This window comes from Acinetobacter kanungonis (assembly GCF_009939195.1).
In the GTDB taxonomy this organism is placed as follows: domain Bacteria; phylum Pseudomonadota; class Gammaproteobacteria; order Pseudomonadales; family Moraxellaceae; genus Acinetobacter; species Acinetobacter kanungonis.
This window is the reverse complement of sequence record NZ_JAACKC010000008.1, coordinates 122,858-135,740: the sequence shown is the minus strand read 5'-3', so window position 1 is coordinate 135,740 and position 12,883 is coordinate 122,858. Positions and strand designations below refer to the sequence as shown.

At 41.6% G+C, this 12,883-nt stretch carries 12 protein-coding genes; 8 read left to right on the top strand and 4 right to left on the bottom strand.

The features are described from left to right. Positions 1-138 precede the first annotated feature (138 nt). The 3 genes from GWK51_RS14455 to GWK51_RS14445 all read left to right on the top strand — a co-directional run bounded on the left by GWK51_RS14455 (position 139) and on the right by GWK51_RS14445 (position 2,560). Positions 139-1,116 (top strand): homocysteine S-methyltransferase family protein, encoded by a 978-nt coding sequence (locus tag GWK51_RS14455; protein ID WP_161934235.1) that lies wholly within the window; start codon positions 139-141, stop codon positions 1,114-1,116. Positions 1,117-1,267: 151 nt separating this feature from the next. Continuing rightward, entirely contained in the window at positions 1,268-2,098 is an 831-nt protein-coding gene (locus GWK51_RS14450) for a class I SAM-dependent methyltransferase (protein ID WP_161934234.1), read from the top strand. Between the two features lie 150 nt (positions 2,099-2,248). Further along, positions 2,249-2,560, top strand: a complete 312-nt coding sequence (locus GWK51_RS14445) for an ankyrin repeat domain-containing protein (protein ID WP_100242363.1) — start codon at positions 2,249-2,251, stop codon at positions 2,558-2,560. A 64-nt stretch (positions 2,561-2,624) separates the two neighbouring features. Here GWK51_RS14445 and GWK51_RS14440 read toward each other — a convergent pair whose 3' ends face one another. After that, entirely contained in the window at positions 2,625-3,137 is a 513-nt protein-coding gene (locus GWK51_RS14440; RefSeq protein WP_100242372.1) for a lytic transglycosylase domain-containing protein, read from the bottom strand. A 424-nt stretch (positions 3,138-3,561) separates the two neighbouring features. On the opposite strand from GWK51_RS14440, the gene GWK51_RS14435 reads away from it, so the two are divergent. Continuing rightward, a complete protein-coding gene (locus tag GWK51_RS14435; protein WP_161934233.1) occupies positions 3,562-4,083 on the top strand; it encodes a GNAT family N-acetyltransferase in 522 nt (173 codons plus the stop codon). 66 nt (positions 4,084-4,149) lie between these two features. On the opposite strand, the gene GWK51_RS14430 is transcribed toward GWK51_RS14435, so the two are convergent. Continuing rightward, positions 4,150-4,827, bottom strand: coding sequence for a TIGR04219 family outer membrane beta-barrel protein (locus tag GWK51_RS14430; RefSeq protein WP_161934232.1), 678 nt, complete (start codon positions 4,825-4,827; stop codon positions 4,150-4,152). A gap of 759 nt (positions 4,828-5,586) precedes the next feature. On the opposite strand from GWK51_RS14430, the gene GWK51_RS14425 reads away from it, so the two are divergent. The 3 genes from GWK51_RS14425 (at position 5,587) to zupT (ending at position 8,119) form a co-directional block, all read left to right on the top strand. Further along, positions 5,587-7,065 carry a sodium-dependent transporter gene (locus GWK51_RS14425; RefSeq protein ID WP_161934231.1) on the top strand — a complete coding sequence of 493 codons (1,479 nt, stop codon included), beginning with the start codon at positions 5,587-5,589 and terminating at the stop codon, positions 7,063-7,065. Between the two features lie 11 nt (positions 7,066-7,076). Next, positions 7,077-7,220: a methionine/alanine import family NSS transporter small subunit gene (locus tag GWK51_RS14420; protein WP_161934230.1), complete on the top strand. Its 144-nt coding sequence runs from the start codon at positions 7,077-7,079 to the stop codon at positions 7,218-7,220. Positions 7,221-7,309: 89 nt separating this feature from the next. Further along, positions 7,310-8,119 (top strand): zinc transporter ZupT, encoded by an 810-nt coding sequence (zupT, locus tag GWK51_RS14415; RefSeq protein ID WP_161934229.1) that lies wholly within the window; start codon positions 7,310-7,312, stop codon positions 8,117-8,119. A gap of 42 nt (positions 8,120-8,161) precedes the next feature. On the opposite strand, the gene rsmB is transcribed toward zupT, so the two are convergent. Next, positions 8,162-9,469 carry a 16S rRNA (cytosine(967)-C(5))-methyltransferase RsmB gene (gene rsmB / locus GWK51_RS14410; protein WP_161934228.1) on the bottom strand — a complete coding sequence of 436 codons (1,308 nt, stop codon included), beginning with the start codon at positions 9,467-9,469 and terminating at the stop codon, positions 8,162-8,164. Further along, complete coding sequence (gene fmt, locus GWK51_RS14405; RefSeq protein WP_161934227.1) at positions 9,469-10,428, bottom strand: methionyl-tRNA formyltransferase; 960 nt, start codon at positions 10,426-10,428, stop codon at positions 9,469-9,471. The genes rsmB and fmt overlap by 1 nt, the downstream gene beginning before the upstream one ends. Positions 10,429-10,848: 420 nt before the next feature. Here fmt and ilvD point away from each other — a divergent pair, with 420 nt between their 5' ends. After that, entirely contained in the window at positions 10,849-12,678 is a 1,830-nt protein-coding gene (gene ilvD / locus GWK51_RS14400) for a dihydroxy-acid dehydratase (RefSeq protein ID WP_161934226.1), read from the top strand. Positions 12,679-12,883 lie beyond the last annotated feature (205 nt).

Genomic DNA, 12,883 nt, shown 5'->3' with positions numbered 1-12,883 from the left:
TAATGGTTAGGGGGTGTTTTTTATTGCGGGAAATTTATTGGAAATGATCTATAATTAAAAATATCGAATAATAATTCTGGTATTACTCAATAAATTAAATATTTTTGTCGTTGCATTGCACATGGAGGGCAAAGAGCTATGGCGAAATATCGTAATAGTCTGCCTCAATTGAGCAATCGTTTATTTTTGACAGATGGTGGACTTGAAACTACTTTAATTTTTCACGAAGGTATAGATCTTCCTTATTTTGCTGCATTCAATTTATTGAATACCGAAGCAGGAAGTGCCCTTTTATATCAATATTTCATCTCATATGCTGAGTTAGCAAAACGTGTTGAGCTAGGACTGATTCTTGAAAGTCCAACTTGGAGGGCGAGTAAAGACTGGGCTATTTTACTCGATTATAGTAAGAGTGAATTGTCTGCTGTTAATAGAAAAGCGATTGAGTTACTTGAAAGAATTAGAAAAAAATATGACTCATTAAAAACTCCAATAATTTTAAGTGGTTGTATTGGTCCTCGAGATGATGGTTATATTCCGAATCAAATCATGTCGGAAAATGAAGCGGAAAATTATCATCACGAACAAATGAAAGTATTTTCTACTACAACCGCAGATATGCTTAGTGCTCTGACTCTGAATTATTCTGAAGAGGCGATAGGCATAACGAGAGCTGCTTATAAAGTTGGAATGCCCGTCGTCATATCTTTTACGGTTGAAATCGATGGATGTCTTCCAACGGGTCAGTCTTTAAAAGATGCTATTCAGCAAGTTGATATAGCTACTTCGGCCTATCCCATTTATTACATGATTAATTGTGCACACCCGAGCCATTTTTTACAGACGGTGTCTCATCATGAGGTATGGACTACCCGGATTCGAGGTGTTCGAGCTAATGCTTCTAAAAAGAGCCATGCTGAATTAAATGAAGCATCTGAATTAGATGCTGGAGATCCAAAGGAACTTGGAAAAGATTACATACAATTAAAAAAATACTTGGATAACCTGAATATTCTAGGAGGATGTTGTGGGACAGATACACGTCACATTGAGCAGATAGCCTTGTCTTGCTTGCCACTATTTATGGATGCGAAAGGTTCCAAGACATTTCTGTAAGTATTCACTGTTTTAGAATAGAGGTGTGCATGTGTTGTTTATGTTTATCATCAGTTTTATATGAATCATTTGTATATACCACTGTAATTTCACGGCATGATTTAAATCAGTCGTGAGGAAAAGTGAACCTTTTGATGAGGAGGTCTCATCAATGAAATCAGATGTCAACGATGTCATTCAGACGCATTATACTCGTATGAACCTAGGTGAGACTATATTAGCTGCACTAGAAAAAGCAGGTAAAGATATTCACTGTCTGACACCTGAAGATTTAGCACCGATTGATGAATTTCATATTCGTGGAAGAGTTGCAACACTCGAATTGGCACGAGCAGTCGGGCTTGAAAAAAGCATGCATGTCCTTGATGTGGGGAGTGGTATTGGCGGAACTTCTCGTTGTTTAGCTGAAGCTTTTGGCTGTCATGTCACAGGTATCGATTTGACAGAAGAATATTGTCAGGCTGCCGAGATGCTTTCTGCTCGAACAAATCTTAAGCATCTTGTTGATTTTCATCAAGGTGATGCAACTAAACTTCCTCTTGATGATCAGAGCTTTGATGTTATTTGGACAGAACATGTTGCAATGAATATTCCAGAAAAGCTACAGCTCTATAAAGAAATGTACAGGGTACTCAAGTCTGGTGGCACACTTGCGATTTATGATGTTCTTGCTGGCCCATCTGGGGATGTACTTTTTCCAGTACCTTGGGCAAGAACGCAAGAGAGTAGTTTTTTGGTTGAGCCTGCTGAACTTCGTAAACTCTTGGTTAATGCTGGATTTACGATTCAAGATTGGTCGGATACCACAGATGCAGCACGAACATGGTTTGTAACACTTGCCGACAAGATTAAAAAAGAGGGTTTTCCAGCTCTTGGATTTCATCTTTTACTTGGGGCAGATTTTCAAATGATGGCGCAAAATCAGCGGCGAAATCTTGAAGAGGGAAGAGTTGTTCTTGCACAAGTGATTGCAAAGAAATAGACACAGCCGAATAGAAATTTAGAGTTGTTAGGCATATTGCCGTTGTGCTTATTTTCATTCTTAGATGTTGAAAAAATTTATATGTAGAACAGTCATGAAATTTAGGTTTTAATTGTGGTTTGAGAGTGAAAACAAAAATGGTTATATCATATGAAACTTAACTCTTTCTCACCGATCCCCGAAGAGGATGAAGAACTGCATCTCCCAGAGCTGGTGTATTGGTCATCTTTAGGTGATGCCGATCAAGTGCAACAATTATTACTCGATGGGGCTGACCCGAATCAAGCTGATGAAGAAGGCTATAGTGCACTACAAGCTGCAGCGGAGAATGATCATTTAGATGTCGTGAAATTATTGGTCAGCAAAGGGGCGAGAATCGACTACCGATCTGAATATACTGCACTTGAGCTTGCAGAAATGGCTGGAAATAAAGCCGTGATTGAGTATTTAAAAAGTCTATAAATCAAGAGTTTTGAAAATAAGCCCAATTTGAAACTGGGCTTTTAATCATGAATAAAGATTAAATTTATAACGAGCCTTTTAATTTTTCTTCGTGTTGTTTGACTTGTTTTGCATATTTTTTACCTTGGCGTCGCATTTTCCAGCTGGACTCATAGCCTGTAGGGCCGACATTATAGTAGGCGAGGGCTTTTTTCCAGCTGCCTGCAGACTGATTATATTTCGCTAAAATGTAGGTGCCACAATTAATATTGCTAGCTTCTTCAAATAAATCACCTGGGCAGGTTTGTTGCCAATAGGACGGCATTACTTGTGTCAGACCCACTGCGCCAGCTGGCGAAACAACATAGTTTCGATAACTGGATTCTTGATGAATCATCGCTGCAATCAGCAAAGGGTCAACTTGATATTGTTCGGCACTCTGTACAATCATCGGTGCAACCCGATTGGCTGTAGTTGAGTCAACGGCATAAGCTTTTTGAATACCTGTAGAGAGTTTGGTTGCACGTTTTTCTAAAGAACCACCACCTATACTGGAACAGCCCGAAAGGATAAGCAAGCCTAACGCAGTCATCCCCATTTTGATTCGTGTCGATTGTTTTAAGTTGAGTACGTGATGTTGTGGTTGTGAGTGCAACAAAATGAGATTCCAAATTAGATTTAAGCGTCTTCGATGTTAGGTAGCCCAATATAGTGAGTCAATATGAATTACTTTAATGAATAGCAGTATTCTGTAATCTTAAGCATCTAAAATATTGGCAATTTTTAGTATCAAAAAATACAAAGAAAAGCCCCATCATCCTGACGGGGCTTTTCTATATGGGGTATTCTGTAATCAACTCCTGTCAATTACGACGCTTCCTGCGATCTTTTTTGTTATTTAAGAAACTTCCTGTCTCTGTATGGCTTTATATTAATCAGATCAATAGCGTAGGTATAGGCGCAATTAGCGCTGTTTAATGTACGATAAATCTTACATGGCGCACTAAGTAAAAAGAGTTAGTATGTTGAATCAAAATCATCCATGGTGTATTCGGTCAGAGCAACCTGAGGATGCTGACTGTATCGACCAAATTATAACTTCTGCATTTGCATCGGTTGCTTATAGTAATCATTGTGAGCAATTTATTGTGCGTGCATTACGTCAAACTGGCCAACTCTGTATTTCTTTAGTCGCTGAATTAGAGAATAAATTGATCGGGCATGTTGCGATTTCGCCGGTACAAATTTCAACAGGTGTAAGTGGTTGGTATGGCTTAGGTCCAGTTTCAGTATTACCTGAATTTCAGGGGCGAGGTATTGGTGCTGATTTAATTCAAATGGCATTGATGCAGTTACAAGCACAGCATGCGCAAGGCTGTGTGGTTTTAGGTGAGCCGAGTTATTATGCGCGTTTTGGTTTTCAGGCAGATGCTCAGTTAATACTTGAAGGTGTGCCAGCAGAATATTTTCAGGTTGTTGCTTTTGATTCTGTGATTCCACGAGGGACAGTACATTACCATGACAGTTTTAATGCGATCTCTTGACTGGATTGACTGATAAATAAAAAAAGCTGAATGTCCAACATTCAGCTTTTTTGCAGGATGTATCGCTTAGAAATGGGCATCTAAACCAATATACGGACCTTTAAATTCAAGTTTAATGTCACTACGATTGTAGTCATCTAAATCAACTGTGAAAATACGATAACCGGCTTTCAAACCGACATCGACCAGCATGTTGTCGATAAAGTTATACTGAATTTCTGCCAAAGCATCCGTTAATTGTGCATCATCAAAGTTGCTATACGTCATTTCCGCTTTTGCACTTAGACCTGTCAAAGGTAGTTTGCCACCAACGGTACCGTAAATGATAGGGTAAGTTTCATCGATATCAGTACGTCGATCTAAACTATTGATATGACCATTTAGAGTTGTTGCACCCGCACCGATATCTAGATCAACCACATTGTCTAAAATTTCATAATAGAGAATGAAGTCAGCATGATCGAGGTTAACATCATATGCAGAGCGTTTGGTTTGGGTGTCTAAATTGACATAGCGAATTTTGGCATTGGGAATAATGGGTACAGGATGTTCTAAAGCAACCGATAATTGAACTGCACCATCATTGTCCAGTTTTTCTTTTGTACCTGGAAGTGTATTGGTCATTTCAGCATGACCATCATATGCCCAATAACTGATATCACCTTTGAGTGCAACCAAATCTGCTTGAGCTAAACCACTCAAAGCTACACCTAATGTCAGTAATCCTGCTTGTGCTACTTTCATACTTTTATCCTAAATTGTGTTGTGTATTGGTGTTAAAAAAGTTGAAAAAAAATTATTCAGTTGTATTTGACAGCATGATATAGCGATGTGAACAAAGATGCAGTAGTCAAAGTGCTTTTTTACATAAAAGTCTAGACCGGTGGTGATAGTGCTTGAGTTGCATTTCATCTTTATGGTTAAAAGCTTTAGTTAGATCACAGCCTAAATTGTCTGTGTGGAAAGTTCAGCTTTTGAGTGAAGGATGGATGAACAAAAAAGTGACTGAAGCCATGTGAAATGCTGCGGGCGTTTGTTCCTTTTAAGGCTTTTATATCCGATCTACTCAGCTTAGCTGCTATGGATGGAGTTTTGCTTAAAATATAGACCCAATAGGGCTATAAATTAGAATAATTTTCCAGTATTTGATAGTTCTTGCTTTTTTGGCTTTGTTAATCTATTTTTAAAAATATCGTAAATAACGAGTTATATTTTGATCAATTGATTAAAAATAGAATACAAAAGGATGAAGTTTCATCCAGAAATTACAGCAAAAAATAACAAAAGTGAGTATTGTTCAATTATTAAGAGGTGAAAACAATCCGAAAGACTTTAACCAAGATTTTGTGTGCATTTCATCTGTTTGCAATTTAGAACGAGACACCCAAAAGGTGGAAGCTAAATCAAACAACAAAAAGATTTTTGAATGGTATCTTTTTTGCTAGCCATATTAATCCGTATAACAAGCAGCATAAAAGTTACCCCAAGGTTTAGGTGTGTTTCATGGCAGATTCTCGTGAAAACTGGACGTCACGATCTGGTTTTATTATTGCAGCCGTAGGTTCGGCTGTAGGTTTAGGTAATATTTGGCGCTTTCCCTACGTTGCTTATGAAAATGGTGGCGGCGCATTCCTTATTCCATATTTACTTGCATTGATTACTGCAGGTCTACCACTGTTATTCTTGGATTATGCAGTCGGGCATCGTAGCAACAACTCTCCACCCAAAGCGTATCGTGCTTTATTTAAAGGCGGTGAAACCTTAGGTTGGTGGCAAGTTTGTGTCTGTATCATCATTGGCTTGTACTATGCCAGCGTACTGACGTGGGCAGGCAGTTATGTTTACTTCTCCATTGGTCAAGCATGGGGCAGTGATCCAGAAAGTTTCTTCTTCAATACTTATTTACAAACCACTAAGGCATCGGGCTTAGATTTACAATTTGTCAGTCATTTGTTCTGGCCAATTGTTGGGATCTGGGCTCTTACCCTCATCATTTTGTTTGGTGGTGTGAAAAAAGGGGTGGAACTGTCTAACAAAATCTTTATGCCTTTGTTATTCGTTCTGTTCACATTCCTTGTGGTTCAAGCATTACGTTTACCTGGTGCGGCTCAAGGCTTAAATGCCTTCTTTACGCCAAACTGGTCTGCAATGATGGATTATAAGGTCTGGCTCGCAGCATATGGTCATACCTTCTTTTCATTGTCTGTTGGCTTCGGGATCATGGTGACCTATTCATCATATTTAAAACCAAAAACTAACTTAACTGGTTCAGGTCTGATCGTTGGTTTTGCTAATGCATCAACTGAAATCTTGGCGGGGATTGGTATCTTCGCTGCATTGGGCTTTATGGCACATGCTGCGGGTACAGACGTTAAAGATGTGGTAAGTGGTGGTATTGGTCTTGCATTTATTGCCTTCCCGAAAATTATTTCGAGCTTGGGTGCGGGTGCAGACTTATTTGGTCTTTTATTCTTCTCATCGTTGTTTGTCGCGGGTATTTCTTCGATGGTCAGTATTTTGGAAGTACCAATTGCTGCCATGCAAGACAAGTTGAAATGGAGCCGTTCTAAAGCTGTAATGATTGTGGGTGGCGGTAGTGCGCTGGTTTCTATCTTCTTATTCTCGAGTGTTAATGCGATTAAACTGGTTGATATCATTGACCACTTTATCAACAACATCGGGATTATCGGTGGTGCATTATTATCGATCATCAGTGTTGCTTGGTTTAAGCGTTCTGCATTGATTGAGCTGCGTGATCATGTGAACCGTATTTCAACCATTCAATTGGGTAAAGGTTGGGCATTTACATTAACTGTCATTACGACCTTTATTTTAATCACTACACTAGGAATGACCCTGTTCAACTTAGTGAAGAATGGTTATGACACTTACAGCATGAGCCTGCAAGGTGTGTTTGGATGGGGCAGCGTGATTTTCTGTGCTGTGGTTGCAATCGTACTCAGCAAGATGAAAGATCGCTAAGGAGACACAGAATGAATACTTCAGCTATCATAATGATGATTATCTCCATGGTATTTCTCTGGGGTGGATTGGCGTTGTCGATTCTCCATTTGATGAAAAACCCTGAAGAACTAGATGAAGTGCTGGAAGAAGTGAAAGACCAGCACACATTGTAAATAAATTGTTTCAGTAAATACTGAGCATATGCAAATGAAAGCCATTATCATTTAAGATAATGGCTTTCTTATTTTAAGAGCATGACGGTATGGATCCTCTATTGCCGCATCAAGTTTGGGTCGCATTTGGCGTGACTTTTCTCGCAGGACTGGCAACGGTTGTGGGCGGTGCTTTGGTCTTGTTCTTTAAAAAGCCCAGTTATCGCGTACTCTCCTTTGGTTTGGCGTTTTCTGCAGGGGCGATGATCTATGTCTCTTTGACCGAAATCTTGAATAAATCCATTCATTCCTTTAGCCAAGCCTTTAATGATAAAACGGGTTATGCCCTAGGTACTTTCTCTTTATTGCTCGGGGTGATTCTGGTGTTGATTCTGGATCGCTGTATACCGAATCCGCATGAAACCATCGAAGAACAAAGTGCACATGGCATCAATCAATCACAATTATTACGCACAGGTTTGTTGACGCTATTTGCCATTACCGCACACAATTTTCCCGAAGGTTTGGCAACGTTTTTTGCGACTTTGGAAAGTCCAGCACTGGGTGCACCGTTGGCTGTGGCGATCGGTATTCATAATATTCCTGAAGGGATTGCCATCGCATTACCGGTGTATATGGCAACGCAGAAAAAAAGCTCGGCTTTAATTGCCAGTTTTGTTTCGGGGCTGGCTGAACCTTTGGGGGCGATGATTGGTTATTTTATTTTGGCACCATACTTGAGTTTTAGTGTCTATGGGGCAGTGTTTGGCATTATCGGTGGGGTGATGGTGTATTTGGCATTGGATGAACTGCTGCCAACCGCCAAGAAATATGCACAGGGACATGAAACGGTCTATGGTTTGGTCACAGGCATGGCATGTTTAGCGCTGAGTCTGGTGATGTTTAAATATGTGAGTTAAGTAGAGGAAACAGAACAGCGTGTTTCTGTCTCCTCATCAGGATTAGGCTGTTTTTTGAATCAAGCAATAATAAAAACCGTCACCTCGACCTACGGCTGGCAGAAGTTGGCGGCCATGAATTTGCTCAATGCCCCAATCGGCATCAATTTTAATTTCTTTGGCATTTGTATGCTGGGCAAAAAAGTCGACCATTTGCTGTTCATTTTCTGCTTTTAAAATCGAGCAAGTGATGTACAGCAATGTGCCACCGACTTTAAGTTGCTGCCACATATTTGCCAAAATTTGCTTTTGCAGCTCAACTGTTTTGGCAATATCACCTGACTGGCGCAGTAAGCGAATATCGGGATGACGACGCATCACGCCAATCGCTGAACAAGGGGCATCGAGGACGATACAGTCTGCAAGTTCAGGCGAGGTCCATTTCACCGCATCGGCTGTGATAATTTCTACGTACTTTTCATTTAAAGCCAAACGCTCTAAGTTTTCCGAAACACGTTTTAAGCGTTTTTCATCTTGATCTAGCGCGATCAATTTTTTTGGCTGATATTTTTCTAAAATATGTGCGGTTTTGCCCCCAGGTGCTGCACAGGCATCAATCACGAATTTGCCATTTAAATCGGGCAATAATGTGGCACAGAGTTGCGCATGTTCATCTTGGACTGAAAAACCACCTGCTTCAAAACCCGGCAGACTTGGAATATGCAGGCTTTCATCCAATACGATCCCTACATTGGACAGTTCACACGCGTGAGCGTTAATACCTTCTTCTTCTAAAATTTCAAGATATTCATCACGGCTGACTTGTAAGGTGTTGACCCGTAAAGTTAAAGGCGCAACTTGTTTCAGTTCATAGCTGATTTCAGCCAGTTGCTCACCCCAGTCCTTTTTCAAACGTTTTGCTAACCAACTTGGTAAATTCGAGGCTTGGTCGAGTACATCGTAGAACTGTTCCGTTTCTCGGGTGGCACGGCGTAAAATCGCGTTCACTACACCGCTTAAACTTTCCATGGCCAATTGTTTGGTGGCATCTACTGTTTCAGAAATTGCGGCATGGGCTGCAACGCGGGTACATAACAATTGATATAAACCCACATATAAACAGGTTTCAACGACTTGGTTGTCTAGTGGTTTAGACAATAAGGGTAAAGTCACTTGTTTCAGTGCGTGCCATTGGCGCAAACAACCCAGCACCAATTCATGGTACAAGGCGCGGTCTTTATCCGACACGATCGCCATTTGTTGCGGGAGTACCGATGCCAGTGATTGACCGTTTTGGACAGCCAATAACGTTTTAACCACCTGAGCACGTAAGTTTAAGTTCTTACCAGAGGCGTTGGGAGATTGTTTCATTATAAAATTTGTCCAATAGTCAATTTTTGAGTTTGTGCAATCTGCACTGGATTTAAAGGCTTACCACCCGGCCATTGTAATTGGGTCAGGCAAACAGCCTGTTGATTGCCACACGCCACATGTACCCCTTGTTTATCCATCGCCAAAATTGTGCCCGCAGCTTGATCAGCGACAGCGTGCTCAGAAAGGCATGAACCCCAAACCCGCAGATTATTGTTTTCATCCAACACAATATAAGCCACTGGCCAAGGGTTGAAGGCACGAATATTACGGTCAATGCTGACCGCATCTTGCGACCAGTCAATCTGCGCTTCTGCTTTGCTCAGCTTATGTGCATATACCGTTAAGGCTTCATCTTGCACTTCGCGCTCGGCTAAATAGTGTTGTAACTTTTGTTCAGTTTCTAAGACTGCAACAATGGCTTCTGCACCTTGTAGCGCCAGTTTGTCATGTAGTGTTGCAGAGGTATCGGTGGCTTCGATTGGGCAGTAGGTTTTGTACATCATGTCGCCGGTATCTAAGCCAGCCGCCATTTTCATGATGGTCACGCCCGTTTCGGCATCGCCTGTGGCAATTGCACGCTGAATCGGTGCGGCACCGCGCCAGCGAGGTAACAGTGAACCATGAATATTCAGGCAGCCATATTTCGGCGTATCGAGCACCACTTGTGGCAAGATCAGACCATAAGCCGCGACGACCATCACATCTGCATTTAATTCTTTTAATTGTTGTTGAGCCGCTAAGCCTTCTTCAGTGGATGATTTGAAGTGCAAAGGTTGATAGACAGGTAAATCATGTTCCAGCGCCAACTGTTTCACCGCAGATGCTGTGAGCTTTTGTCCACGACCTGCTTTACGGTCGGGTTGGGTGTATACCGCAACAATTTCATGTTCTGTTCTCAGTAATGCAGCCAAAGCACAAGCAGCAAATTCAGGTGTACCTGCAAAGATGATTTTCACACATCAAATTCCATAGAAACTTGCGGCTATTATATGCCAAAACCAGCGCCAAGCCGAATCTATGGCTGTTGTACTGATATTCAGGCCGATGTGAGTGAGATCAGACTGATGCTGTCGCGTTGGATGGATTATTTATTAACTTTTAGTTATGCAAAATTAAAAAAATATTCATGAAAGTTTTGTATTTAATCGGCTGTGTTCGGTTTATAGTAGCTTTATTCAAATTTTCTTTAAGATCATGTGTCGGAATATAGCCTGCGTTGTTGGAATGCAGGAAAGTTGAATGCTGGTTGTCTGTTAAACACTTCGCTGTAGTATGATGTTGCCTATATTTCGACTGATTCAAGATGATCTATCAGTCTTATTTAGCCAGAGTGAATCGCAGATTCATATCAAGCACAAACTTTGTTGGAAGCACACATGCCTGATTATCGTTCAAAAACATCAACACATGGAAGAAATATGGCTGGCGCACGTGGTTTATGGCGTGCAACCGGTATGAAAGATGAAGATTTTGGCAAGCCGATTATTGCGGTGGTCAACTCGTTTACCCAGTTTGTTCCGGGCCATGTGCATCTTAAAGATTTAGGGCAACTGGTTGCGCGCGAAATTGAAGTTGCTGGTGGTGTAGCCAAAGAATTCAATACCATTGCCGTGGATGACGGGATTGCGATGGGGCATGACGGCATGCTGTATTCATTGCCATCACGTGATTTGATTGCGGACTCTGTGGAATACATGGTCAATGCACACTGTGCCGATGCCATGGTCTGTATTTCAAACTGTGACAAAATTACCCCGGGGATGTTGATGGCGTCTATGCGCTTGAATATTCCAGTGGTGTTTGTGTCTGGTGGACCGATGGAAGCGGGTAAAGTGAAAATCCGTGGCAATGAACATGCGATTGATTTGGTTGATGCCATGATCGTAGCGGCAGATGACAGCTTCACTGATGAAGAAGTGGCTGCATACGAACGTTCAGCATGTCCGACCTGTGGTTCATGTTCAGGCATGTTCACGGCAAACTCAATGAACTGTTTAACCGAAGCGTTGGGGCTATCCCTTCCAGGTAATGGTTCAACTTTGGCGACCCATGCGAATCGTAAAAAATTATTCGAAAAAGCAGGTCAATTGATCGTTGAAATTACCAAGCGCCATTACGAACAAAACGATTACAGCTTGTTACCACGTTCAATTGCCACGAAAGCAGCCTTTGAAAATGCCATGACCCTTGATATTTCCATGGGTGGTTCAACCAATACCGTTTTACATTTGTTGGCAGCAGCAAATGAAGCTGAAGTTGACTTTACCATGACCGATATCGATCGTTTGTCTCGTAAAGTGCCTGTGTTGTGTAAAGTTGCCCCAGCCAAACAAGACGTGCATATGGAAGATGTTCACCGTGCGGGTGGCATCATGTCAATCTTGGGCGAATTGGATCGTGCAGGTTTGTTAGACACGTCTGTACCGACCGTACATGAAAAAACATTAAAAGATGCCTTGGACAAATGGGACATCATCCGTACTGAAGACGAAGAGGTGTATCAGTTCTTCCGTTCAGCACCGGGTGGCGTACCGACTCAAACTGCATTCTCGCAAGATCGTTATTACTCACGTTTGGATGGCGACCGTAACAATGGTGTGATTCGTAATGTTGAACATGCTTTCTCTCAAGATGGTGGTTTAGCTGTGCTTTACGGCAACATCGCACTGGATGGTTGTATTGTGAAAACGGCAGGGGTGGATGATTCCATCTTGAAATTCAACGGCACAGCCCGTGTGTTTGAAAGCCAAGATGCTGCGGTAGACGCAATTTTGGGTGGCAAAATTACCGCTGGCGATGTGGTGGTGATTCGTTACGAAGGTCCACGTGGTGGTCCAGGCATGCAAGAAATGTTGTATCCAACCAGTTATTTAAAATCGAAAGGTTTGGGTAAAGATTGTGCCTTGCTCACCGATGGTCGTTTCTCTGGTGGATCATCTGGTCTTTCGATTGGTCACGTTTCGCCTGAAGCAGCGGAAGGTGGTGCGATTGGTTTGGTAGAAGATGGCGATCGTATCGAAATTGATATTCCAAACCGGACTATTCACTTAGCCGTGGATGAAGCGACGATGGCAGCACGCCGTGAAGCTCAAGAAGCCAAAGGCTGGCAGCCTGCTGAACCACGTGCACGTAAAGTATCGAAAGCATTAAAGGCATATGCCATGCATACCACCAGTGCTTCTAAAGGTGCGGTACGTGAAATTTAATTTGTAATGCTATTACAGATTAAAAGAGCACTCCATTAGGGGTGCTTTTTTTATTTAAAGGTTCTCTATTCAGCACGATGCTGTCTTAAAGGCGTTGCTTAAATTACCATTTATCACCTTCGGTTCGACCTACTTTTGTTTCAGCAAAAGTAGGCAAAACCATTGGTCATCCGCAAAACCTGTTTATTTTCCGCAGCTAAAAGAG

Bases quoted from the DNA above. Each gene is read 5' to 3' on its own strand.
- GWK51_RS14425 (WP_161934231.1), top strand. From the start codon at position 5,587: ATGGCAGATTCTCGTGAAAACTGGACGTCACGATCTGGTTTTATTATT.
- zupT (WP_161934229.1), top strand. From the start codon at position 7,310: ATGGATCCTCTATTGCCGCATCAAGTTTGGGTCGCATTTGGCGTGACT.
- GWK51_RS14455 (WP_161934235.1), top strand. From the start codon at position 139: ATGGCGAAATATCGTAATAGTCTGCCTCAATTGAGCAATCGTTTATTT.
- GWK51_RS14450 (WP_161934234.1), top strand. From the start codon at position 1,268: ATGAAATCAGATGTCAACGATGTCATTCAGACGCATTATACTCGTATG.
- ilvD (WP_161934226.1), top strand. From the start codon at position 10,849: ATGCCTGATTATCGTTCAAAAACATCAACACATGGAAGAAATATGGCT.
- GWK51_RS14440 (WP_100242372.1), bottom strand. From the start codon at position 3,137: ATGGGGATGACTGCGTTAGGCTTGCTTATCCTTTCGGGCTGTTCCAGT.
- GWK51_RS14445 (WP_100242363.1), top strand. From the start codon at position 2,249: ATGAAACTTAACTCTTTCTCACCGATCCCCGAAGAGGATGAAGAACTG.
- GWK51_RS14430 (WP_161934232.1), bottom strand. From the start codon at position 4,827: ATGAAAGTAGCACAAGCAGGATTACTGACATTAGGTGTAGCTTTGAGT.
- rsmB (WP_161934228.1), bottom strand. From the start codon at position 9,469: ATGAAACAATCTCCCAACGCCTCTGGTAAGAACTTAAACTTACGTGCT.
- GWK51_RS14435 (WP_161934233.1), top strand. From the start codon at position 3,562: ATGTTGAATCAAAATCATCCATGGTGTATTCGGTCAGAGCAACCTGAG.
- GWK51_RS14420 (WP_161934230.1), top strand. From the start codon at position 7,077: ATGAATACTTCAGCTATCATAATGATGATTATCTCCATGGTATTTCTC.